Here is a 22,661-nt window from a genome sequence, read left to right as displayed (position 1 = left end):
GGTACGGACGGGATCGTCCGTACCCCCGCGGGTGTCACCGGGGCGGGTTGCCGCCAGGCGGTGGCGCGTAGTACGGCGGCGGCTGCACCGGGTACGGCGGCACCGGCGGCTGCACCGGGAAGTGCGGGACCGGGAACTGCTGCGTGGCGTACGGCGGTGCCGGGAACGGCTGGTTCTGGTTCACGAACGGCTGCGGCGCGTACGGGTGGACCGGGACCGGCGGCCACGGCTGCGGGAGCGGGCGCGGGCCGGACCGGGGCGCGCCGCCGGGGTTGAACCAGCGGTTCGTGGACGGCACCAGGAGCAGCACCATCACGGTGATCGCCAGGAAGATCGCGATGGCGCCGAACAGCGGCATACCCGCGTCGAACACGATCAGGTTCCGCTGGGCGAGCAGGTCGGTCAGCCGGGCGTAGAACGCGTCCTCGTGGTAGTAACCGCCCGACGACGGCGGCTCCACCGGGAAGGGGTCCTCCTCGTACGGGGTGCCGGCGAACGGGTCCGACGTGGCGGCGCCGAGCACGGTGAACGCGCCGAGCGCGCCGCCCCCGCAGAACGCGAGCGCGAGCAGGCCGAGCGGCACGCCGAGGCCGGCCACGGCGAGGATCCGGGCCACGTTGCTGCCCCGCGCGGTGAGCAGCGTGTTCGTCAGCAGCCAGCCGGCCAGCAGGACCAGCAGCGAGGTGGCGACGCCGTTCGCGGTCCAGTTCGCCACGCGCTCCATGTCCGCGTCGATCTGCGAGGCACCGGGCGTGCTGGCGGCCTCGTCGATCAGCAGTCCGTAGGAGACACCCTCCCAGATGACGAGGCCCGCCATCGCCACCAGCAGCGCGACGACCACATACTGCATGATCACCGCGACCGTCACGGTGGCCGGCCGGGGTCCGCGCACCTCCGCCGGCGACGGCGGAAACACCGGACGCTGCTGCTGCAACTGCGCCTCGACCAGCGGCCCACACCCCGGATCCCCCGGCCCACCCGCGACGCCGGGCTGGACAGGGGCACCGGGCTGAGCCGGAGCACCCGGCGCAGCGGAGACGCCGGGCTGAGCCGCGCCGCCGGGCTGAGCCGGAGCACCGGGCTGGGCGGGAACATCGGGTTGCGCCGGGGTACCGGGTTGCGCGGCAGCACCGAACTGCGCGGCAGCACCGGGCTGGGCCGTGGCCGGCGGCGCGGCCCCGGCAAGCGGCGCGGAAGCGCTGGGCGGCACGGAAGCGCTGGGCGACACGGAAGCGCTCGGCGGCACGGGAGCGGCCGGGTGTGGGGCACCGGCCGGTTCAGCCGCGCTGAGACGCTGCTCGCCACTCACCGGCTGCGCCGCGGCAGTCGGCTGCGCCGGGATGGCTGGCTCGGCGGTGCGCGGCGTGGGCGCCGTGTCGGCGTCGGGCCAGGCCGGGGGCGCCGGGGTGGTGGCCGGGACCGGGAGGACCGCGGGTGGGTAGGAGGGCCGGTGCTCGGGGGCCGGGGTGGGCGCGGCGGCCGGTGGCTCGGCGGGGTCGCCCGCGGCCGGGGAGGGACGCGAGGCGGGATCGGGGGTGGGTGACTGCACGCGCGCACGCTACCGAAATGATCACCACCGCGACACCCCGATATCCGGGCGTGAAGCGGCCGCGCCGGTCAGAGCACGAACGCGTCGGTCCAGAGCTGGCCGGAGCGTCCGGAGAGCGCGTCGAGCATCGCCACCGCCTGGTTGTCGGTCAGCGAGGCCACGAAGTCGACGATCGCCCGCCCGCGGGCCCGGGCCGCGCGGTGCGGCGTGGCCGGGTCCAGCTCGGCCTCGGCCAGCTCGACCAGGTCGTGCAGGCGGCGCGGCAGGCGGGTGGTCTCGTCCGGGTCGTCCAGCCAGGCGAGCAGCGCCTCCACCAGCGTGCCGAGCAGCCGGGCCTGGCCGCGCTGGTGCAGTGCCAGGTCGGGGCGCTCCAGCACGAAGCGGTGGTGGACGAACTTGAGCACCTGCACCTCGTGCCACTGCACCGGGGAGAGCAGCACGTGCCCGGAGCGCATGGACGGCGTCGCGGTCACGGTGATCGCGTCGACCAGGCCGCGCGTCCAGGTGTCGGAGAACCGGGACACCGCGTGCTCGGCCTCGACCGAGCCGTCGAACGGCGCGGAGAGCAGTCCGTCGACCAGTTCGCGCCGCACGTGCGCGACCGCGGTGGCGAACGCCTCGTCGTCGCTGACCCAGGAGTCCTTGCGGTGCAGCGTGCGCCGCAGCCGTTCGATCGACCGGCCGGGGCGGCGCGCGGTGAGCTCCAGCGCCGCGTCCGACTCGATGGCCAGTTCGCCCGCGTGCCGCTGCCAGGCGGAGAGTTCCGCCGCGACCTCGCCCTGGCGCAGCACGCCGACGCGGTAGAAGTCCTCGACGTCGTGGATCGCGTAGGCGATGTCGTCCGCGGTGTCCATGATGGACGCCTCCGCGGTCTGCTGCCAGTCCGGGATCCGGCCCTCAAACGGCGCGCGGGCGTGCCGCAGGTCGCGGACCTCCGTGCCGTACGCGCCGAACTTCAGCGACCCGCCGTCCGGGTCACCGGCCGGCACGGTGGCGCCGCGCGGCGCCGGGCTCAGCGTGGACGGGTGCGGTGCCGGGTAGCCGCGGCGCGTCCACGGGTACTTGAGCATCGCGGCGCGCACGGCCGCGGTCAGGTCCAGCCCGATGATCGTCTCGCCGCGCGCCTCGCCGCGGATCTCGGTGCTGGTCACGATCCGGTACGACTGCGCGTTGCCCTCGAACCCGTCCGCGAGCCCGAGCTTCTCCCGCGCCAGCCGGTCCAGCACGCGCTCGCCGAGGTGCCCGAACGGCGGGTGCCCGAGGTCGTGCGCCAGCGACGCCGCCTCCACCACGTCCGGGTCGCAGCCGCCGAGCTTCTCCAGCAGGTCGCGGTGCTCGGCGCGGGCCAGCAGCCGCTCCGCGATCGCGCGCCCGACCTGCGCCACCTTGAGGCTGTGCGTCAGCCGGTTGTGCACCAGCAGCCCCGACCCGCCGGGACTGATCACCTGGGTGACGCCGCCGAGCCGGGCGAAGAACGTCGACGACACGATCCGGTCCCGGTCCGCCCGGAACGGCGAACCGGCGAGATCACCGCCCGCCCGCCCGGTACCGGACAGCCGCTGCGCTCGCGGATCCTCCGACTCAGCCATCCCGCCACGCTAACAGCCTGATGATCATCCGCTGGCGAACGGGGGTTCGCGCGCGACCGGCGACGCCACCGGCAGGGAGGAGCGCCAGCGACGACCGTGGCCCGCGGGAGCATGCGGAAAGCGCCCACGCCGGAAGCGGGAAAATGCGCTTTATGACCTTCTTGCGACCCGCCGGGCGCACCGGGGTGCCGCGACAAGTGTCGGTGGGTGCGGGCAGAATGGCGGCCGAGATGACATCAGAAGGTGGATCAAGCGTGACTACGTCTGTGGACCCAGCACTGCCCCCGGCCGAGGCGCAGCCCGAGGTGATCGCGGCGGCCGAGCCGGTGGCGGTGACGCCGACCGCGACCACCGCGGCGTTCGTGGCGGCGAGCGCCGGCGCCATCAACCAGCGCATCGCCGAGGAGCTCGGCGTGCGCGAGCGGCAGGTGGCGGCCGCGGTCGAGCTGCTGGACGGCGGCGCGACCGTGCCGTTCATCGCGCGGTACCGCAAGGAGGTGACCGGCACGCTCGACGACGCGCAGCTGCGCACGCTGGAGGAGCGGCTGCGTTACCTGCGCGACCTGGAGGAGCGGCGCGCCGCGATCCTGGAGTCGATCCACGGGCAGGGCAAGCTCACCGAGGAGTTGCAGGCGCAGATCCTGGCCGCCGACTCCAAGGCGCGGCTGGAGGACATCTACCTGCCGTTCAAGCCGAAGCGCCGGACCAAGGCGCAGATCGCCCGCGAGGCCGGCCTGGAGCCGCTCGCCGACCGGCTGATCGGCGACCCGCTGACCGACCCGGCCACCGAGGCCGCCGGTTACGTGGACGAGGCGAAGGGCGTGGCCACGGCGCAGGCGGCGCTGGACGGGGCGCGCGCGATCCTGGTCGAGCGCTTCTCCGAGGACGCGGACCTGATCGGCACGCTGCGCGAGCAGGTCTGGAGCCGCGGTGTGCTGAGCGCCAAGGTGCGGGAGGGCAAGGAGGAGGCCGGCGCCAAGTTCAAGGACTACTTCGACTTCTCCGAGCCGCTGACCAAGCTCCCGTCGCACCGCATCCTCGCCATGTTCCGCGGCGAGAAGGAGGAGGTGCTGGAGCTGTCGCTGCGCCCGGACGCGGAGGAGGCCGAGGGCCCCACCACGTACGAGGCGGCGATCGCCGCGCGGTTCGGCATCGCCGACCAGGGGCGGCCGGCCGACCGCTGGCTGCGGGACACGGTCCGGTGGGCCTGGCGCACCCGGATCATGGTGCACCTGGAGATCAACCTGCGGTCGCGGCTGTGGCAGGCGGCCGAGGAGGAGGCGGTCCGCGTCTTCGCGGCCAACCTGCGCGACCTGCTGCTCGCGGCGCCGGCCGGCAACCGGGTGACCATGGGCCTCGACCCGGGTCTGCGCACCGGCGTGAAGGTCGCGGTGGTGGACGGCACCGGCAAGGTCGTCGACACCGCCACGATCTACCCGCACGAGCCGCGCCGCAAGTGGGACGAGTCGATCGCCACGCTGGCCGCGCTGGCCACGAAGCACCACGTCGACCTGATCGCGATCGGCAACGGCACCGCGTCCCGGGAGACGGACAAGCTCGCCGGTGACCTGATCAAGGCGTTCCCGCAGCTCGGGCTCACGAAGATCGTGGTGTCCGAGGCGGGCGCGTCCGTCTACTCCGCCTCGGCGTACGCGTCCGAGGAACTGCCCGGGCTGGACGTGTCGCTGCGCGGCGCGGTCTCCATCGCCCGCCGCCTCCAGGACCCGCTCGCCGAGCTGGTGAAGATCGACCCGCGCTCCATCGGCGTCGGGCAGTACCAGCACGACCTGTCCGAGGTGAAGCTGTCCCGCTCGCTCGACGCGGTGGTGGAGGACTGTGTGAACGGCGTCGGCGTGGACGTGAACACCGCGTCCGCCCCGCTGCTCACCCGGGTCTCCGGCATCGGCGCCGGCCTCGCGGAGAACATCGTGCTGCACCGCGACGCGAACGGTCCGTTCCGGTCCCGGGCCGCGCTCAAGCAGGTGCCGCGCCTCGGGCCGAAGGCGTTCGAGCAGTGCGCGGGCTTCCTGCGCATCCCGGCCGGTGACGACCCGCTCGACGCGTCCGGCGTGCACCCGGAGGCGTACCCGGTGGTTCGCCGGATCGTGGACGCGACCGGCGGCGACCTGAAGTCGCTGATCGGCAACGGCAGCGCGCTGCGCCGCCTCTCCCCCGCGCAGTTCGTGGACGAGCAGTTCGGTCTGCCCACGGTCACCGACATCATCGCGGAGCTGGAGAAGCCGGGCCGGGACCCGCGACCGGCGTTCAAGACCGCGGCGTTCGCGGACGGCGTGGAGACGCTCGCCGACCTGCGGCCCGGCATGAAGCTGGAGGGCGTGGTCACGAACGTGGCCGCGTTCGGCGCGTTCGTCGACATCGGCGTGCACCAGGACGGCCTGGTGCACGTGTCCGCGCTGTCCAAGACGTTCGTCAAGGACCCGCGCGAGGTGGTCAAGCCGGGCGACATCGTCACGGTCAAGGTGCTCGACGTGGACATCCCGCGCAAGCGCATCTCGCTGACGCTGCGCCTGGAGGACGACGCCGAGGGCGGCGGCGCGCCGCGCGGCGACCGGCCCCGGGGCGAACGCGGCGGTGCGCGCGGCCAGGGCGGCGGCCCCCGTAGCGGCGGCGGCGAGCGCAGTGGCGGCGGCGAGCGCAGTGGCGGCGGCGAGCGCGGCGGGCCCAGGGGTGGCGATCGCGGCCAGCGTGGCGGCGATCGTGCGCAGGGTGGTCGCGGTGGTCAGGAGCGCCGGGGCGGCGGCGGACGGGACAACCGGTCCGGCGGCGGCCAGGGCGGCGGCCGTCCGGACTTCGGCAACTCCGCGATGGCGGACGCGCTGCGCCGGGCCGGGCTGGACAAGGGCCTGTCCTCCGGCGGCGACTCGCGCGACTCCAAGCGGCGCTGATCGGCGGCGGGGTGCGGCCCGGCCGGGCCGTACCCCGCACGGCTCCCGACGTGCGGGACGGGCAGCGAGTCCGTCGGCGTGGACCCGGGCGCCCGATACGATCTGTGACAGCGGATCCGGGCGAGCGCAGGGGGTTATTCGGGTGTCTGTGGTGGCGATTCCGGGGTCGAAGTCGATCACCGCGCGGGCGCTGTTCCTGGCGGCCGCGGCCGAGGGCACCACGGTGCTCGGCCGTCCGCTGCTCTCCGACGACACGGAGGCGTTCGCGGACGGGCTGGTCGCGCTCGGGTACGAGGTACGGCGCGGCGGCGAGGACTGGACCATCACCGGCCGGCCCGCCGGACCGGCCGCCGGCGAGGCCGACGTCTTCTGCCGCGACGCCGCCACCGCCGCCCGGTTCCTGCCCGGCCTGGTCGCGGCCGGGCACGGTACGTTCCGGTTCGACGCGTCCGAGCAGATGCGCCGCCGCCCGGTCGCCCCGCTGACCGCGGCGCTGCGCGCGCTCGGCGTCGACGTGCGGCACACCGAGCGGGAGGGCCACCTGCCGCTGACCGTGGTCGCGGACGGCATCAAGGGCGGCGATCTGGAGCTGGACGCGAGCCTGTCGTCGCAGTTCCTCACCGCGATGCTGCTCACCGGGCCGCTCACCCGCGAGGGGCTGAACATCACGGTCACCGGGCTGGTCAGCGCGCCGTACGTGGAGATCACGCTGGCGATGATGCGCCGGTTCGGCGTGACCGTGGCCCGGGACGGCAACACGCTGCGGGTGCCGCCGGGCGGTTACCGGGCGGCGACGTACCCGATCGAGCCGGACGCGTCGACCGCCAGCTACTTCTTCGCCGCCGCCGCGATCACCGGCAACGAGGTGACCGTGCCCGGGCTGGGCGCCGGCGCGCTCCAGGGCGACCTGGGCTTCGTCGAGGTGCTGGGCCGGATGGGCGCGGAGGTGACGATTGGGGCGGACGCCACCACGGTCCGCGGCACCGGGCGGCTGACCGGCATCACCACGAACATGCGCGACATCTCCGACACCATGCCGACGCTGGCCGCGATCGCGCCGTTCGCGGACGGGCCGGTGCGGATCGAGGACGTGTACAACACCCGGGTCAAGGAGTGCGACCGGCTCGACGCGTGCGCGGACAACCTGCGCCGCCTGGGCGTCCGGGTGGAGACCGGCGAGGACTGGATCGAGATCCAGCCCGGTGTGCCGGCGCCGGCGGAGATCGGCACCCGCCGGGACCACCGGATCGCGATGAGCTTCTCCGTCACGTCGCTGCGCGTCCCGCACATCACGCTGGACGACCCGGGCTGCGTGAAGAAGACGTTCCCGGAGTTCCACGACGTCTTCGGCGCGCTCCGCGCGGCCTGGGACATGTAGGAGCCGGTGCCCGCCGGGGGGTACGGGCACCGGCCACGCGGCTCAGTTCGGGTCGAACCGCACCGCGTCCACAGTGGTGATCTCGGCGTACGGGTGGCTTTCCCCGCTGATGACGTTCACGAACCGGTGGTCACCGAGCAGCGCCGAGCGGAAGAACGCGGTGGCGTAGCCGGTGTGCACGCGCCGTTCCTCCTCCTCGGTCAGCTTGTGCACGATGTCGATCCACTCGACCGGCGGCGGCGGGGTGCCGCTGTCCGGGTCCCAGTCGCCCAGCGTCGGCGTGCCGCACAGGCCCGGGCCGGGTCCCTGGCCGTCGTCGACCGCGCCGACCTGGCCGCTGGCCGGTGACCACTGGGTGTTGAGGAAGTTGTGGTTGGCCCCGTCCACGTCCCACCGGTAGATCGGGTGGCGGGTGTGCCCGCGGGCCAGCTCGACGTAGTCGAGGCCCTGGTCGGAGTCGCAGCCGCCGATCCAGACCGCGAGCGGCGCGGAGGTGACCCGGTAGAGCGGGGCCTCCGGCGAGTCCGGGTTGGTGGCGGCGCCCGCGCCGGCGGCGGCGAGCGAGAGCACGCCGGCGATGCGCACGCCGGCCGGGAGCGCGTCGCGGTGCACGTCGGCCGCGTGCCAGGCGACGCCGCGTCCGCCGCGGGAGTGACCGAGCGTGCCGACCCGGGTGAAATCGACGCGGCCGGTGAAGTCGGGCTTCATCACCCGGTGGGTGCGCGGGTCGGTGAACCGCCCGGCGAGCGGGCCGCCTCCGGTACCGACCAGCTCGGTCCAGAGCGACAGATGCTTGTTGATCAGCATCGACCGGGCGTTGTCGGCCTCCGTGCCGATCTGGCCCGCGTTGATCCCGTTGGCGCTGATCGAGACGACCACCATGCCGTGACTCGCCAGCTTGTACGCCAGGTAGTCGTAGCCGCGGTAGCTGGGCAGCGGCGCCACGCCGGGCGCGCACGGCCACTGCCACAGCCGGGTGACCGCGTCCAGCCAGCGCGGGTCGTCGTAGAAGTCGTCCGGCCGCTCGGCCTCCAGCCGCGCCTGGGTGTCGGCCGCCTCCCGGTCCGCGCAGGTGGCCCAGTAGCCGTGGGACAGCACCACCATCGGGTACGGCCCCCGCCCGCCGGCCGGGTAGTGCACGGTGCCGGTCAGCTCGATGTCCGCGAGCCGGCCGTCCGGCCCGTCCGCGTGGAAGCCGTCGACCTGGAACGCCCGGTCACCGAGCGTGTAGTCCAGTGTGGAGACGCGGTGCGGACCGGGCGCGCCGGGGTCGCCACCGTGCGCCTGAGCGGCCGGCGCGACCGCGAGCATGCCCGCCACGAGAAGCACGGCCGGGGCCGCGCGGGGAATTGACGCCATGCCGGGAAGACGGTTCCCGCGCCCGTTCCGGTTACCGGAGATCGAGGACGTATCGCACCTCGTCCAGCGGGAAGCCGCGGGACTCGTCGCGTTTGGTGAGGCCGTCCGGGCGCCAGCCGCCGGCCTCGTAGAAGCGGCGCGCGCGGGCGTTGCCGTCCAGCACCCAGAGCGTGGCGCGGCCGAACCCGGCGTCCGCCAGCGCGGTGAGGGCCGCGGCCATCAGCATGCGGCCGCCGCCGGTCCCCCAGTGCTCCGGCAGCACGTAGATCGCGAAGATCTCCCCGGCCGCGACGTCCGCCGCGTCGTCGCGGGACGGGCCGAAGCTGACGAAGCCGACCGGGCGGTCACCGGCGTCCGGGACCAGCGCCAGCGTGGCCGTCCCCTCCTCCGGGCGCCGCAGGCGGTCCTGCCAGAACGGGCGCCACCGCACCGGGTCCAGCGATCGCAGGTAGCCGTCCGGGACGAAGCCGCGGTAGGTGGCCTGCCACGTGCGCACGTGGACGTCGGCGAGCACGGCGGCATCGGCGATGGTCGCTGGACGGATGCGCACGGCGTCAGTGTGGCAAAGCGCGACGCCCAACCCGCCACGACCGGGACGATCGGGACATCACGCCGTTTCCAGGTCGAGATAGAAGATCGACCCATGCGGTACGGCCGGGAGATAACCGGCATCACCGCCGTTCGCACGCGCGAGACCTCGGACGATGTACAGGCCGAGGCCGGTGCCGGGCTTGCTGGCCGCGGTCCGGCGCGCGCGGCTGAACTGCGAGAAGAGCTGGTCGCGGAAGCCCTCCGGCACGCCGTCGCCCGCGTCGCGCACGCCGATCCGCACCGCGTTTTCAGCCGTACGGGTGACCTCCACCGCGACCGCGCCACCGCCGTACTTGGCCGCGTTCGTCAGGTAGTTGACCAGCATCTGCTGGAGGTGACCGCGGTTGACCAGCACGTCCACCGACACGTCGCCGTGGACCGGCACCGGGCCGGCCGCGGCCAGGTCGACGGCGGCCGTGATCGCGGCGGCGAGCGGCACCGGCTCGCGGTCCGCGTGCAGCCGGCCGGCGTCCAGCGCCACCTGGGTGAGCACCTCGCGGACCAGCGTGTCCAGCCGGGTCGCCTGCCGGCCGATCAGCGACAGCGCGTCCGGCATGTCCGGCTCGTCGGTGGTCATCTCCACGGTGGCCAGGATCGACATCAGCGGCGTCGCGATCTCGTGGCCGAGCATGCCGATCAGGTCGAGCTTGAGCTGGTTCGCGGCCTCCACCTCGGCCAGCGCCGCGGTGCGCTCGCCGAGCAGCCGGTTGATCTCCGCGTAGTCGTCCGCGTGCCGGAGCCCGCCGCTGAGGCTGTGCCCGAGCAGTTCCAGGTGCTGGGCGTCGCTGTCGTCGAACGCGCCGGTCCGGCCGCCGGTCACCAGCAGCACGCCGGTCACGTGGTCCTCGGAGAGCAGCGGCGCGATCAGGATGGACCCGACGCCGCCGCGGCGGCAGGCCTCGCGGTCCACGCGCGGGTCCGCCTCCGGGTCGTCGCAGCGCATGGTGGCCGCCTCGCGGACCGCGTGCCCGCTCAGCGAGGAGTCCACCGGCAGCCGCAGGCCGGCCAGCCTGGACATGGACCCGGAGACCGCGGTGTAGACCAGTTCGCCGCCGTCGAGCAGCGCGACCGCGGCGCCCTCCGCGCCCGGGAACATCTCCAGCGCCCGGTCCGCGACCAGCCGCAGCGTCTCGTCGCGGTCCGCGGCCGCCTCGATCACCTCGCGCTGCACCGCGATCGTCTGCCGCAGCCGCGCGGCCAGCAGCGCGTTGTGCGCCTCGGCGGCGCGCTCGACCGTGACGTCGCGGGCCGCCACCACCGCGCCGGAGACCTCGCCGGTCGCGTCGCGCAGCTGGCGGCCGGTGCAGACCACCCGGCGGTCGGCCAGCACCACCTCCGCGTCGACCACCACCTCGCCGCGCAGCGCGCGGATCAGCGGCAGTTCCTCGTACGCCATCGGCCGGCCGTCCGGGTGCCGCGCGTCCAGCCGGGCGAAGACCTCGCGCATGGACACGCTCGGCGCCGGGTTGCCGCGCATCTGCCGCGCCGCCGGGTTGACCGTGGTGATCACCGCGTCCGCGTCGCAGGCGACCACGCCGTCGGAGAGACTGTCCAGCACGGTGGCGAGGAACATCCGCTCGCGGCGCAGCCGTTCCTCGGCCGCGACCCGGTCGCTGATGTCGTGCAGGAACGCGTGGAACCACCAGTCGCCCTCGACCTGGTTCGGCCAGATCACCACCTCGACCGTGACCACGTGCCCGTCGCGGTGCAGCGCGGGCAGCGCCAGCCGTTCGCCGGCCACCCGCGCCTCGCCGGTGGCCATGTACCGCCGCATGCCGCCGGCGTGCGCGTCGCGCAGCGGCTCCGGGATGATCGTCTCGGCCAGGTTCCGGCCGATGACCTCGGCCGCGTGCCAGCCGAGCAGGCGTTCCGCGGCCGGGTTCCAGGCACGGATCCGGCCGTTCGCGTCCATCGAGACGAACGCCTCGGTGGTGGTCTCCAGCACCCGGCGAAGCCCGATGGCCTCCGCGATCCCGTCGGCCCGCACGGTGAGGTCGGACAGCATGGGCAGGTCGGCCAGCGCCGCCACCTCCGGATCGGGAATCGGCGCCGGTCGAGGCCGGGACACCACGGGCCCACCACCTCTCACCAAACATCCACCGACGTCACGAAATAATGTGAAAAAGAGGACGAAGCTACGCTAACGCGCGGGTGGGCGCGGTGCGGGTCGATTCCCCGAAAAGCGGGTAAGCGACACCCCGGCCCACACGGCCAAGCGTGAAACATGTTTACTTTTTGTAGCGGCTCACACGTCGAGACACCGGAGGGTACGCACTCGTGTTCGCGTCATGGGGTTCACTCATGCACCGCCTGCGCTGGACCACGGTGATCGTGGTCGTGGCCGCCTCGATCGCCTCCGGCGTGTGGGGTCTCGGCGTCTTCGGGCAGCTCTCCGAGGGCGGCTACATCGATCCGGGCAGCGAGTCGGCCCGGGCCGCCGAGGTCGCCGAGGAGGCGCTCGGCGCGCAGGGCGGCGACGTCATCGTCATCTACACCCCGGACGCCGGCACGGTCGACGACCCGGCCGTGGCCCGGGCCGTCACCGCGGACCTGGAGGCGCTCCCCTCGGACCGGGTCGAGTCCGCCAGCTCGTACTGGCAGCTCGCCGCGGCGGCACAGGCCGCGCAGCAGCCGCGGGCACAGCCGGCCGACCCGCAGGCGGCGGCACAGGCCGCCCAGGCCGCCGCGCAGGCCGCCCAGTTCGCCACGCCGGACAAGCGGCGCGCGATCGCGCTGATCACGCTGGCCGGCGCGAACGAGACGGAGAAGCTGGAGAACTTCCGCGAGATCAAGGACGATTTCACGGTCGACGGCGTCGCGACGAAGGTGGGCGGCGCCGCGGCGCTGCAGGACTCCACGTCCGAGCGCTCGAAGCAGGACCTGACGCTGGCCGAGGGCGTGTCGCTGCCGGTCGTGCTGGTGCTGCTCGTGCTGATCTTCGGTTCGCTGGTCGCCGCCGCGCTGCCGGTGCTGGTCGGCGGCCTGGCCGTGCTCGGCGCGCTCGGCGTGCTGCACGTGATCGCGCTGACCACCGAGGTCAACTCGTTCGCGGTCAACGTGGCCAGCCTGCTCGGCCTGGGCATGGCGATCGACTACGGGCTGTTCATGGTGGGCCGATTCCGCGAGGAGCTGGCCGCGGGACGGGCCACCGCGGCCGCGGTGCGCAACACGGTGGCCACGGCCGGCCGTACCGTCGCGTTCTCCGCCACGCTGCTGATCATCGCGCTGGCCGGCCTGATGCTGTTCCCGCAGAGCTTCCTCAAGTCCCTGGCGTACGGCGGCATGTCCGCGGTGGCGCTGGCCGCGTTCACCTCGCTCACGCTGCTGCCGGCGATGCTCGGCCTGCTCGGCCCGCGCGTGGACAAGCTCGCGCTGCCGCGCCGCAAGAAGCAGATCAAGGGCGACGAGCCCGTGATCAGTACGGGCTGGGAGCGCCTGGCCCGGTTCGTGATGAAGCGCCCGGTGCTGGTCGCGCTGCCGATCCTGGCGGTGCTGATCCTGCTGGCCGCGCCGATCCGGGGCGTGGAGTTCGGCGAGATCGACGAGCGCGTGCTGCCCGCCGGCGACCCGGCCCGCGAGGCGCTGGCGGAGCTGAAGGCGGAGTTCCCCGCGATGAGCGGCACCGGCGTGCAGGTCGTGCTGCGCGGCGCGGACGCGGCCGCCGCCCAGCCGTTCGCCGCCGAGGTGGCGAACGTGCCCGGCATCGGCGAGGCCACGATCAGCGGCTCGCGCAACGGCGTCACCGAGATCACCGCGGCGCTGGAGTCCACGGACGCGCTGGACCAGACCTCCACCGGCGCGGTGGAGTCGATCCGCGCGCTCACCCCGCCGTCCGGCACGGAGCTGCTGGTCGGCGGCTTCACCGCGCGGAACGTGGACAGCCTGGACGCCACCTACGCGCAGCTGCCGTGGATGGTGCTGCTGCTGGCCGGCGCCACCCTGGTGCTGATGTTCCTGGCGTTCGGCTCGGTGCTGCTGCCGGTCAAGGCCGTGGTGATGAGCGCGCTCAGCCTCACCGCCACGTTCGGCGTGCTGGTCTTCGTGTTCCAGGAGGGCCACGGCGCGGGCCTGCTCGGCGTCACGCCGGCGCCGCTGGAGGTCGGCATCGTGGTGCTGATGGCCGCGGTCGTCTTCGGGCTCTCCACCGACTACGAGGTCTTCCTGCTCTCCCGGATGGTGGAGGCGCGCACCCGGGGCGCGTCCACGGCCGACGCGGTGGTCACCGGCATCGTGCGCACCGGCCGGGTGATCAGCGCGGCCGCGATCCTGCTGGTCGTGGTCACCGGCGCGTTCGCGCTGTCGTCGCTGGCGATGATGCGGTTCATCGGCGTCGGCATGATCCTGGCGCTGGTGCTGGACGCGACCGTGGTCCGCATGCTGCTGGTCCCGGCCGTGATCCGCCTGATGGGCGACGCGGCCTGGTGGGCGCCGGGCCCGCTGCGCCGGTTGCAGGAGCGGGCCGGGCTGGCCGAGTCCGACGAGGTCGAGGAGGAGGGCGCCGGGCTGGTCAGGTCCGGCACCTAAGACTCTGCGTGAGGGAACGCTCACAGGCACTCACGGTCGCGGGATCGGGGCCGATGGTGGAGCGTGATCACCCTGTTCCGCCGGTTCCTGCTGATCGGCGGTCCCGTCCTGCTCGGCGTGTGGCTGCTGTTGCCCGCCGGGCTGGAGCGCAGTGCGCTCTACGCCGGCATCGGCGCGCTCAGCGTGGCCGCCTGCGCGGTCGCGGCGCGCCACTGGCGCTCCTGGCCGTGGGCGCTGTTCGCCGCCGGGCAGGGCTGCGCGGTCGCCGGTGACCTGCTCTGGACGTACTACGCGGACATCGCGCACATCGACCCGTTCCCGTCCGCCGCGGACGCGTTCTACCTGGCCCAGTACCCGCTGCTCACGGTCGCGTTGCTGCTGCTGGCCCGGCGGCACCGCTCCGCGGACGACCACCTCGCCCAACTGGACAGCACGATGCTGGTGGCCGGGCTGGCGCTGCCCTACTGGGTGCTGCTGATCGCGCCGGCGCTGGCCGAGGGTGACTCCACGCTCGGCACGCTGATCGCGCTCGGCTATCCGCTCGGCGACATCCTGCTGCTGGCCGGCGTGGTGCGGCTGCTGCTGGTCACCGGCTCCCGCAACACCTCCTTCCGGCTGGTCACCGTGTCCGTGGTGACGCTGCTGGTGGCGGACGTGACGTTCACCTTCGCGGAGGACTCCACGCTCGGCACGATGGCGTTCCTCGGCTCGTACCTGATCTGGGGCGTGGGCGCGCTGGTGCCGTCCGCCGGGGCGATCGGCGACCCGTCGCCGCGCGCGCAGACGCTCACCCGCCGCCGGCTGTTCACGCTCTCCGGCGCGGCACTGCTCGCCCCCGGCGTGCTGATCGTGCAGCTGCTGGCCGGCGTCGAGCCGAGCACCTGGGCGGTCGCGATCACCTCCGCCGTGCTGTTCATCCTGGTGGTGACGCGGATGGCGGGCATGGTCCGGCGGCTGGAGGAGCAGGCCCGGCAGCTCGCCACGCAGGCGCGCCGGCTCGACGAACTGGCCCGCACGGACACGCTCACCGGGCTGCCCAACCGGCGCACGCTCGCCGCCCAGCTGGTCCGGGACATGGCCACGACCCGTGCGGTGCACGCGCCGTTCCCGGTGGCGATCCTGGACATGGACCACTTCAAGCACTACAACGACACGCGCGGGCACCAGGCCGGCGACGACCTGTTGGCCGGCGCCGCGATGGCCTGGAGCCTGCTGCTGCGCGACGGCGACACCCTGGCCCGGTACGGCGGCGAGGAGTTCGTGCTGCTGATGCCGGGGCGCACCGAGGACGAGGCGGCCCGGCTGCTGGACCGGCTGCGGATCGCCACGCCGGAGCTCCAGACGTTCTCCGCCGGCCTGGCGCTGTGGGACGGCGAGGAACTGCCCGACCACCTGCTGCACCGCGCGGACGTCGCGCTCTACGCGGCGAAGAACGGCGGACGCGGCCGGGTGGTCCGCGCGGTCCCGGACCGTCCCGGGGCCCATCCGCTTCAATAGGGGGCGTGTCCCTCACCGACGTGACCCGCGAACTGCTCGTCCGCTATCTCGGCACCTGGGCGCCGGGCGCGCTGCACGGCGGGCGGCGCGCCACGTTCGCGCTGGTCTCGCGCGCGCCGGCCGGGGTGGCCGCGGCCGAGGCGGCGCTGCGCGTGTTCGCCGAGTTCGCGGACCGGCTGCGCGGGCGGGAACTCACCATGATCGTCGCGGGGCCGGACGCGGACCGGGACCGGCTCGCGGAGCTGCAGCGGGAGCTGGGCACGCCGGCCGCGCTGACCGTCCACCCGCTCGCCGGGGACGGTCCCGCGCTGCTGCCGGTCGCGCTCCGGGCCGCCCGGGCCGCGGGCGCGCCGCTGCTGGTCGCGCTGGACGGCATCGCGGACGAGGCGGCGCTGCGCGCGGTCCGGGCCGGCCGGCCCGCCGAGGTCCTGCTGATCACCGAGGACCCCGCGGGGGTACGCGACCGCGTGCGCGCGGCCGGCTTCGCGCTGGGCGCGGCCGTGGAGCTGGTGGACGCGGACGGGCGGGCGCTGCTGGCCTGCCTGGGCACCGGCTCGGCGAAGAGCCTGGAGGCGTTCAAGACCGAGCTGTGGGCGGTGGACGAGTACGCGGGCGTGCGGCTGCGCGACCCGCACGACCCGGACGGGCGGCTGCTGGACATCTCGCTCACGCCGAACCCCGCGCCGCTGCGCCGCGAGCTGCTGGCGTACCTGGACCGGGCCGGGCCGTCCACGGTGACCGCGCTGAAGCACGTCACCATGACGGAGACCGTCTACCGTCCGGCGGACACGGTGCGGGCGCTGCACGGGCTGCTGGACGCCGGCGCGGTGACGCGCGATCCCGCGCACGGCCGGCTCGGCGGCGACGTGGTGATCACCCGGACCTGAGAGCCGGGGCGCGGACTCCTCTGCGTACCGTCCCGCCCGCGCTTACGTACCCGGGAAGGATTTTGATCTTGGGGTTTTATCCTCAATGAACGGCAGGTGCAAGATCCGACCATCCGTGGCCGGACTGATGCACATGTGGCAAGGTGTGACGGTGGCGCTTATCCCCGTGGGAGAGACCGGACCCCGCCTGCATCGCGCCGCCCGGCTCGAGGACGCGGTGCACGAGGTCGTCGAGCGGCGGCTGGTGAAGCGCGGGTGGGAACCGAGCATCATCACGTACGCGGGTTACGGTACGACGGAGTGGGTGCGCGTGATGGCACGCGTGCTGCTCAGCCGCCCCGTGCCCAAGACCGGCTGGCTGGCGCGGCGCGGCTCGGCGGACCGGCCGAAGAAGCTGCGCGGCTGGCGCAGCTTCGCCACGGTGAGCCAGATGAACGCGCCGGTGATCATCACGGCCGGCGGCGAACGGCACGAGGCGATCGGCGACCGCGGCGGGTTCGTGGACGCGGTCGTCCCGGCCAAGCTGGAGCCCGGCTGGCAGACCGTGACGGTGCAGAGCGGCGACGGCGAGCCGGTCGAGGCGCCGGTGCAGATCATCGACCCGGCGGTCACCTTCGGCATCGTGTCCGACATCGACGACACCGTCATGGTCACCGCACTGCCGCGTCCGCTGCTGGCCGCGTGGAACACGTTCGTCCTGGACGAGCACGCGCGCTCCGCCGTGCCCGGGATGGCCGTGCTCTACGAGCGGCTGCGCACCGCGCACCCGGGCGCGCCGGTCTTCTACCTGTCCACCGGCGCGTGGAACGTGGCGCCCGCGCTGAACCGGTTCCTCCGGCGCCACCTCTACCCGGTCGGGCCGCTGCTGCTCACGGACTGGGGGCCGACGAAGGACCGCTGGTTCCGCAGCGGGCCGGAGCACAAGCGGCTGACGCTGGAGCGGCTGTCCCAGGAGTTCCCGCGCGTCCGCTGGCTGCTGATCGGCGACGACGGGCAGCACGACCAGGAGATCTACGCGGAGTTCGCGTCGAAGCACCCGGACAACGTGGCCGCGGTCGCGATCCGGCGCCTCTCCCCCGCGCAGGCGGTGCTGGCCGGCACGCTGCCGTCGCTGCCGGAGTCGGACACCTCGGTGGTGTCGGCCCGGTTCGGCCGCAAGTGGCTCGGCGCGCCGGACGGTGCCGGGCTGTCGCAGCTGCTCACCGAGGCTGAGCTGCTGTAACTTCCTTGCATGGTGCACCACAAGGGAAGCCCGGCGGACGTCATCCCGCTGCAGTACCACGCGCAGATGCTGCTGGACGACCGGCGGATGGGCGCGTTCCAGGCCGCGATCGGGCGCGTGGTGCGGCCGGGCTCGCGCGTGCTGGAGCTGGGCGCCGGGACCGGCGTGCTGGCCCACTTCGCGGCCGTGGCCGGCGCCGCCTCGGTGATCGCGGTGGAGCGCGAGCCGAGCGTCTACCAGGCGGCCTCCCGGTCGCTGGCGGCGCACGGGGACGACGTCGTGGTGGTGCACGCGGACGCGCGGTCGTTCACGCCGCCGCCGGTGGTCGACGTGGTCATCTGCGAGATGCTGCACGTGGGGCTGCTCCGGGAGCGCCAGGTGGAGGTGATCGGCGCGTTCCTGTCCTCCTACGCGGGCCCGCCGCCGGCCTTCCTGCCGTGCGCCACCATCCAGGCCGTCCAGCCGGTGGCGCAGGACTTCACGTTCTACGGGTACACGGTGGCGGCGCCGCTGTTCCAGGATCCGTCCGCCGCGCAGCCGCGCACCACGCCGCTGGCCCCACCCTCGATCTTCCAGAGCTTCTTCTACGGCGCCGGCGCGCTGCCCGCCGAGTGCGCCGCGGACGCCCGCTTCGTGGTGCAGCGGGACGGCGAGCTCAACGCGGTGCGGATGATCACGAAAAATCTGCTCACCGAGGAGCCGGCGCCGGTGGAGTGGCTGATGAACTACCTGGTCGTGCCGCTGCCCGCGCCGATGCGCGTGACCGCGGGCGACACCGTCCGTATCCGATTCGCCTACCGTCCGGGTGATGAGATTCCCGAGTTGATGGCATCGCTGTACGCCGAGGTGCTGTCGCCCGCGAGGTCCGGCTAGGTTGGGCCGGTAAGCATTCGCACCGCGAACGGAGCCGTTCCATGAGCAAGCCGCAGGTCGCCCCGCACGACGGACCGCCCCCGGCGGAGCTGATCGTCGAGGACATCACCGTCGGCGACGGCGAAGAGGTCACGCCCGGCCGGCACGCCGTCGTGCACTACGTCGGCATCGCGCACTCCACCGGCGCCGAGTTCGACGCGTCGTGGAACCGTGGCGACACGTTCTCGTTCCCGGTCGGCGCCGGGCGCGTCATCGGCGGCTGGGACCAGGGCGTCGTGGGCATGCGGGTCGGCGGCCGGCGCCGGCTGGTCATCCCGCCGCACCTGGGCTACGGCGCGCAGGGCGCGGGCGGCGGCCTGATCGCCCCGAACGAGACGCTGATCTTCGTCGTGGACCTCGTCGACGTGAAGTAGGACGTTCCACGCCGGGTGGGCCGGCTGATCACTCAGCCGGCCCGTCGCGGCCCCGTCCATCGGGCGGCCCGGCCTCAGCGCGCCGACCGCCGATCGGGCGGGAACGTCCGGAACTCAGCCGATGGCGACCGGCTCCTTCAGCTCCGCCTCCGCCGGTGCGTCGTCGCCCTCGTCGCCGGTCTCCGGCCGCGGGCCGGTGAGGCCGTAGAGCAGCAGGCCGGTGAGCATGTCGACGATCTCCTCCTCGCTCACCCGGGGGGCGAACTCGCCGGCCGTCAGCAGCGCGTACCCGAACATCGACAGCATCGCGCCCATCGCGGCCGCGACCAGCTCCGGCGAGCCCGGCAGCGGGTGGCCCTTCTCGGCCAGCGCCTCGAGGTGCGCGCGCAGCAGGTCGGTGTCCTCCAGCAGCGAGCGCCAGCCGCGCCCGGCCGCGAGATTGTCGGTCATCGCGGACTGCATCAGCGCCACCGCCACGGGCAGGTGGTCGCGCAGCACGATCCACGCGGTGCCGATGTGCGCGCGCAGCTGGGCGCGGTCGGTCAGGTCGTGCTCCTCCGGGTGCGCCTCCTCCGCGATGGTGGCGTCCGCGTGCGCGTTCATGTCCGCGACCAGCGCCTGGAGCAGCTCCTCCTTGCTGGCGAAGTGGTCGTAGAACGACCCGGTGGCCCGCCCGGCCGTGGTCGTGATGTCGGTGATCTTCGTGTTGAGGTATCCCTGCTCCGCGAAGAGCTGCCGCGCGGCCGACTTCAACGCCGCCTCGGTCTCCGCCGCCTTGATCTGCCGCACTCCCACGGGCCCCGCTCCTTCGCCTCACCGCCGGACTTCTCACCCCAGGATGAGACGCCCTACAGCGAACCGCAATTCGCCGAACCGGGATTCACTATGGTACGAACCCGCAGGTCACGCCGCCTTTACCGGAGCCGTTCGGAGGCACTCGACCGGTCAGGCGAAGTGGACGGTGCCGAACTCGCCGCTGGAGCCGCCGGCGGACCGCGCGCGCCCGGTGATGCGGCCGGGGAGCTGGCGGCCGAGGACCGTGCCGTCCAGCAGCCGGGCGACCAGGTAGGGGTCGTAGCCGGTGAAGTAGCCGAGCAGCCAGTCACCGTACGCGGGGGTGTCGTAGTAGGGCTGCTGGCCACCGGGCCCGATGATCGAGCGGACGGCGGCGGAGCGTCCCGCGGAGATCCGGGCGTAGTCTGCCTCGCACACCGGGATGCGCCGCGGCACGCCGCCGTCCGGCGCCCAGGTCACCTCCGCGGCGGCGGGCCCGTGCGCCGGATCGGCCAGGCACGGCGGCGCGTCCGCGGGCTCCGGCCGGCCGACGGCCCGCGCGGTGGCGCGCGCCAGGTGCCGGCCCGCGGACGCCAGCGCGCCGGTCGCGGCCCGCAGGTGCTCGCGGCCGTCCGGCACGGTACGCCACAGGTGTGCCTCCGTGGTCGCCTCGCGCAGCTTGTCCGCGACGCGGTCCAGCTCGGCCTTGGCGCCGAGATCGGCCACGCCGGTGCGCGCCGCACTGAGGCGGGCGTTGAGCGCGGCCACGTCGGCCTCGAGGATCGTCCCGAGCATGGCACCGGCCGCCACGTTCTCGTCCGCCAGCAGGCCGGCGCCCGCGTAGGCGGAGCCCTCCGGCGCCTCGGAGGTCGCCGCCACCGCCCGCGCGGCGGCGAGCAGCGCGCGCTCCCGCCGCACCGCGTGCAGCGTCAGCAGCGACACGACCATGAAGGCACCCGCGGCGACGGCCAGCACTCCGGCCACCCAGACGTACATCGGCACCCCTGAGTTCTACTGGGACCTGGATGATCCGACAGTCAGGTATCGGACTTTCGTACCACTTTTACGCAGGATCTGTGCATTGGGAATCCCACTTCGGCCGCTAAATCCGTCGCGGGCCGACCGTCCGGCCTGTACAAACACGGTCGTGATGGTCAAGTATCCGCGGACCCCGCACCTGGCCGGCTCCCGCCTCCAGCCGGGCGACGAGGACCTGTCGCAGACGCCGTTCGCCGCGCTGCGCGGCCGGTGGCTGGTCGTCGAGGAGAAGCTCGACGGCGCGAACGCGGCGATCAGCTTCACCGCGGACGGCGCGCTGCGGCTCCAGTCCCGCGGCCACTATCTCACCGGTGGGCCGCGGGAGCGGCAGTTCGCGCCGCTGAAGTCCTGGGCGTCGACGGTGGCACCGATCCTGCGGCCGGTGCTGCGCGACCGGTTCGTGATGTACGGCGAGTGGATGTACGCCACGCACACGGTCTTCTACGACGCGCTGCCGCACTACTTCTGCGAGTTCGACATCCTGGACCGGGAGACCGGCGCCTTCCTGGACACGCCGTCCCGGCGCGCGATGCTGGCCGGCACGCCGGTGGTGAGCGTGCCGGTGCTGCGGTCCGGCACGTTCCCGTCGCTGTCCGCGCTCACCTCACTGGCCGGGCCGTCCACGGTCCGTACGCCCGGATGGCGCGACGCCCTCCGCGCCGCCGCCGCGGACGCCGGTGTCGACGCCGGTCTCGCGGACGCCGGCGACGACATGGAGGGGCTCTACATCAAAGATGAGGAGGGCGGCCGGGTGGTCGCCCGCTACAAATGGGTGCGCGCCGGGTTCACCCAGGCCGTGCTCGACTCCGGGACGCACTGGGCCGACCGGCCGCTCATGGCGAACCGGCTCGCGGACCCGGCGGTGATGTATGCGGTCTGACTGGACGGTGTTCGCCGCGCTGTGCCCGGCCGCTCCATCATGGACGGTGCCGTGGCCGCGGATCGTGGCGGAGTTCGACTGGATCCGGCGGCTGGACGGCGTACCCCAGGACCCGCTGCACCACGGCGAGGGCGACGTGGCCACGCACACGTTCATGGCCGCGTCCGCGCTCGCCGCGCAACCACAGTGGCGTGCGCTCCCCGAGGACGAGCGGGTGCGGCTGTTCGCCGCCGTCCTGCTGCACGACGTGGCCAAGCCGGACTGCACCCGCACCGACCCCGACGGCCGGATCACCGCCCACGGCCACTCCCGGCGCGGCGACCTGGCCGCCCGCCGCATCCTGTGGGACCTCGGCGCACCGCGCGCCTGGCGGGAACACGTGGCCGCGCTGGTCCGGCACCACCAGGTGCCGTTCTGGGCGCTGGAACGACCCGACCTGGAGCAGATCGTGCTGCGCGCGAGCCTGGTGACGCGCAACCGCGACCTGGCCATGCTCGCCACCGCCGACATCACCGGCCGCGTCTGCGCCGACCTGGACCGGGTGCTGGAGAACATCGCGCTGTTCCGCGAATACTGCGCCGACCTGGGTGTGCTCGACTCGCCGTGGCCGTTCGCCTCGGACCACGCCCGCTTCACCTACTTCCGCACCCCCGGCCGCGACCCGCGCTACGCCGCCTTCGACGACACCCGCCTGACGATGACCGTGCTGTCCGGCCTGCCCGGCGTCGGCAAGGACACCTGGCTGTCCCGCCACGCCGGCGACCGCCCCATCGTCAGCCTCGACGCGATCCGCACCCGACTCGGCATCTCCCCCACCGACAACCAGCGCCCCGTGGCCGCGGCCGCCCACGCCGAGGCACGCGTCCACCTGCGCGCCCGCCGCGACTTCGTCTGGAACGCCACCAACATCACCCGCCAGCACCGCGATCTCTGCATCTCCCTGGGCGCCGCCTACCACGCCCGCATCTCGATCGTCGCCCTGGAAGCGCCTCGCTCGGTGATCCACCGCCAGAACGCGGCCCGCCCGTCCCCGGTCCCCGCCACGGTCATCGACCGCCTGATCACCAAATGGGAATCCCCCGACCCCACCGAGGCCCACTCCGTCACCTTCCCCTGACCCTCACCGGCTCCCGCCCCCGGCGGACGCGAAAGCTGGTCGCGCGGCCGGCCGGCGCGGGCAC

The 22,661-nt window shown here is 73.8% G+C and carries 17 protein-coding genes; 10 read left to right on the top strand and 7 right to left on the bottom strand.

The features are described 5' to 3' along the window. Positions 1-34: 34 nt before the first annotated feature. Positions 35-916: a hypothetical protein gene (locus J2S41_RS08655; protein ID WP_310365285.1), complete on the bottom strand. Its 882-nt coding sequence runs from the start codon at positions 914-916 to the stop codon at positions 35-37. Between the two features lie 701 nt (positions 917-1,617). Then, positions 1,618-3,138: a deoxyguanosinetriphosphate triphosphohydrolase family protein gene (locus tag J2S41_RS08650; RefSeq protein ID WP_310365282.1), complete on the bottom strand. Its 1,521-nt coding sequence runs from the start codon at positions 3,136-3,138 to the stop codon at positions 1,618-1,620. A gap of 362 nt (positions 3,139-3,500) precedes the next feature. On the opposite strand from J2S41_RS08650, the gene J2S41_RS08645 reads away from it, so the two are divergent. Beyond that, entirely contained in the window at positions 3,501-6,044 is a 2,544-nt protein-coding gene (locus tag J2S41_RS08645; RefSeq protein ID WP_310376327.1) for a Tex family protein, read from the top strand. 136 nt (positions 6,045-6,180) lie between these two features. Then, positions 6,181-7,422, top strand: a complete 1,242-nt coding sequence (gene aroA / locus J2S41_RS08640; protein WP_374728252.1) for a 3-phosphoshikimate 1-carboxyvinyltransferase — start codon at positions 6,181-6,183, stop codon at positions 7,420-7,422. Between the two features lie 42 nt (positions 7,423-7,464). Here the strand turns inward: aroA and J2S41_RS08635 are convergent, their stop codons facing one another. From J2S41_RS08635 to J2S41_RS08625, 3 genes are read right to left on the bottom strand one after another with little or no spacing between them, the layout of a single operon-like run. Continuing rightward, positions 7,465-8,781 (bottom strand): alpha/beta hydrolase, encoded by a 1,317-nt coding sequence (locus J2S41_RS08635; protein ID WP_310365277.1) that lies wholly within the window; start codon positions 8,779-8,781, stop codon positions 7,465-7,467. A gap of 31 nt (positions 8,782-8,812) precedes the next feature. Continuing rightward, the gene (locus J2S41_RS08630) at positions 8,813-9,331 is read right to left on the bottom strand and encodes a GNAT family N-acetyltransferase (protein WP_310365275.1); all 519 of its coding nucleotides are present in this window, start codon (positions 9,329-9,331) and stop codon (positions 8,813-8,815) included. Between the two features lie 57 nt (positions 9,332-9,388). Beyond that, positions 9,389-11,440, bottom strand: a complete 2,052-nt coding sequence (locus tag J2S41_RS08625; RefSeq protein WP_310365273.1) for a sensor histidine kinase — start codon at positions 11,438-11,440, stop codon at positions 9,389-9,391. A 233-nt stretch (positions 11,441-11,673) separates the two neighbouring features. Between J2S41_RS08625 and J2S41_RS08620 the strand changes: the two genes are divergently transcribed. The 6 genes from J2S41_RS08620 to J2S41_RS08595 all read left to right on the top strand — a co-directional run bounded on the left by J2S41_RS08620 (position 11,674) and on the right by J2S41_RS08595 (position 18,788). Next, positions 11,674-13,896: an MMPL family transporter gene (locus J2S41_RS08620; RefSeq protein WP_310365270.1), complete on the top strand. Its 2,223-nt coding sequence runs from the start codon at positions 11,674-11,676 to the stop codon at positions 13,894-13,896. A 63-nt stretch (positions 13,897-13,959) separates the two neighbouring features. Then, positions 13,960-15,393 (top strand): GGDEF domain-containing protein, encoded by a 1,434-nt coding sequence (locus J2S41_RS08615; protein WP_310365268.1) that lies wholly within the window; start codon positions 13,960-13,962, stop codon positions 15,391-15,393. A gap of 5 nt (positions 15,394-15,398) precedes the next feature. Next, entirely contained in the window at positions 15,399-16,280 is an 882-nt protein-coding gene (locus tag J2S41_RS08610; RefSeq protein WP_310365266.1) for a hypothetical protein, read from the top strand. A gap of 127 nt (positions 16,281-16,407) precedes the next feature. Further along, the gene (locus J2S41_RS08605; protein ID WP_374728121.1) at positions 16,408-17,502 is read left to right on the top strand and encodes an App1 family protein phosphatidate phosphatase; all 1,095 of its coding nucleotides are present in this window, start codon (positions 16,408-16,410) and stop codon (positions 17,500-17,502) included. 9 nt (positions 17,503-17,511) lie between these two features. Continuing rightward, positions 17,512-18,375 carry a methyltransferase domain-containing protein gene (locus tag J2S41_RS08600; RefSeq protein ID WP_310365262.1) on the top strand — a complete coding sequence of 288 codons (864 nt, stop codon included), beginning with the start codon at positions 17,512-17,514 and terminating at the stop codon, positions 18,373-18,375. A 41-nt stretch (positions 18,376-18,416) separates the two neighbouring features. Then, a complete protein-coding gene (locus J2S41_RS08595; protein ID WP_310365260.1) occupies positions 18,417-18,788 on the top strand; it encodes an FKBP-type peptidyl-prolyl cis-trans isomerase in 372 nt (123 codons plus the stop codon). Positions 18,789-18,902: 114 nt separating this feature from the next. On the opposite strand, the gene J2S41_RS08590 is transcribed toward J2S41_RS08595, so the two are convergent. Together J2S41_RS08590 and J2S41_RS08585 are read right to left on the bottom strand one after the other, a co-directional pair. Continuing rightward, positions 18,903-19,583, bottom strand: a complete 681-nt coding sequence (locus J2S41_RS08590; protein ID WP_310365257.1) for a TetR/AcrR family transcriptional regulator — start codon at positions 19,581-19,583, stop codon at positions 18,903-18,905. Positions 19,584-19,733: 150 nt separating this feature from the next. Next, positions 19,734-20,564, bottom strand: a complete 831-nt coding sequence (locus tag J2S41_RS08585) for a hypothetical protein (RefSeq protein ID WP_310365254.1) — start codon at positions 20,562-20,564, stop codon at positions 19,734-19,736. A gap of 148 nt (positions 20,565-20,712) precedes the next feature. Here J2S41_RS08585 and J2S41_RS08580 point away from each other — a divergent pair, with 148 nt between their 5' ends. Both J2S41_RS08580 and J2S41_RS08575 read left to right on the top strand, forming a co-directional pair. After that, entirely contained in the window at positions 20,713-21,480 is a 768-nt protein-coding gene (locus J2S41_RS08580; protein ID WP_310376325.1) for an RNA ligase family protein, read from the top strand. Next, a complete protein-coding gene (locus J2S41_RS08575; protein ID WP_310365251.1) occupies positions 21,470-22,597 on the top strand; it encodes an AAA family ATPase in 1,128 nt (375 codons plus the stop codon). Before J2S41_RS08580 ends, J2S41_RS08575 begins: the two co-directional genes overlap by 11 nt. The last annotated feature ends 64 nt before the right edge of the window (positions 22,598-22,661 follow it).

Source organism: Catenuloplanes atrovinosus (assembly GCF_031458235.1).
Lineage (GTDB): Bacteria > Actinomycetota > Actinomycetes > Mycobacteriales > Micromonosporaceae > Catenuloplanes > Catenuloplanes atrovinosus.
The sequence above is the reverse complement of the archived record's forward strand: the minus strand, read 5'-3'. Positions and strand labels throughout refer to the sequence as shown.

What these genes read in the sequence shown, in the direction of transcription:
- J2S41_RS08605 (WP_374728121.1), top strand. Translation starts at nt 16,408, where the DNA reads ATGCACATGTGGCAAGGTGTGACGGTGGCGCTTATCCCCGTGGGAGAG.
- J2S41_RS08620 (WP_310365270.1), top strand. Translation starts at nt 11,674, where the DNA reads ATGCACCGCCTGCGCTGGACCACGGTGATCGTGGTCGTGGCCGCCTCG.
- J2S41_RS08575 (WP_310365251.1), top strand. Translation starts at nt 21,470, where the DNA reads ATGCGGTCTGACTGGACGGTGTTCGCCGCGCTGTGCCCGGCCGCTCCA.
- J2S41_RS08650 (WP_310365282.1), bottom strand. Translation starts at nt 3,138, where the DNA reads ATGGCTGAGTCGGAGGATCCGCGAGCGCAGCGGCTGTCCGGTACCGGG.
- J2S41_RS08580 (WP_310376325.1), top strand. Translation starts at nt 20,713, where the DNA reads ATGGTCAAGTATCCGCGGACCCCGCACCTGGCCGGCTCCCGCCTCCAG.
- J2S41_RS08600 (WP_310365262.1), top strand. Translation starts at nt 17,512, where the DNA reads ATGGTGCACCACAAGGGAAGCCCGGCGGACGTCATCCCGCTGCAGTAC.
- J2S41_RS08635 (WP_310365277.1), bottom strand. Translation starts at nt 8,781, where the DNA reads ATGGCGTCAATTCCCCGCGCGGCCCCGGCCGTGCTTCTCGTGGCGGGC.
- J2S41_RS08595 (WP_310365260.1), top strand. Translation starts at nt 18,417, where the DNA reads ATGAGCAAGCCGCAGGTCGCCCCGCACGACGGACCGCCCCCGGCGGAG.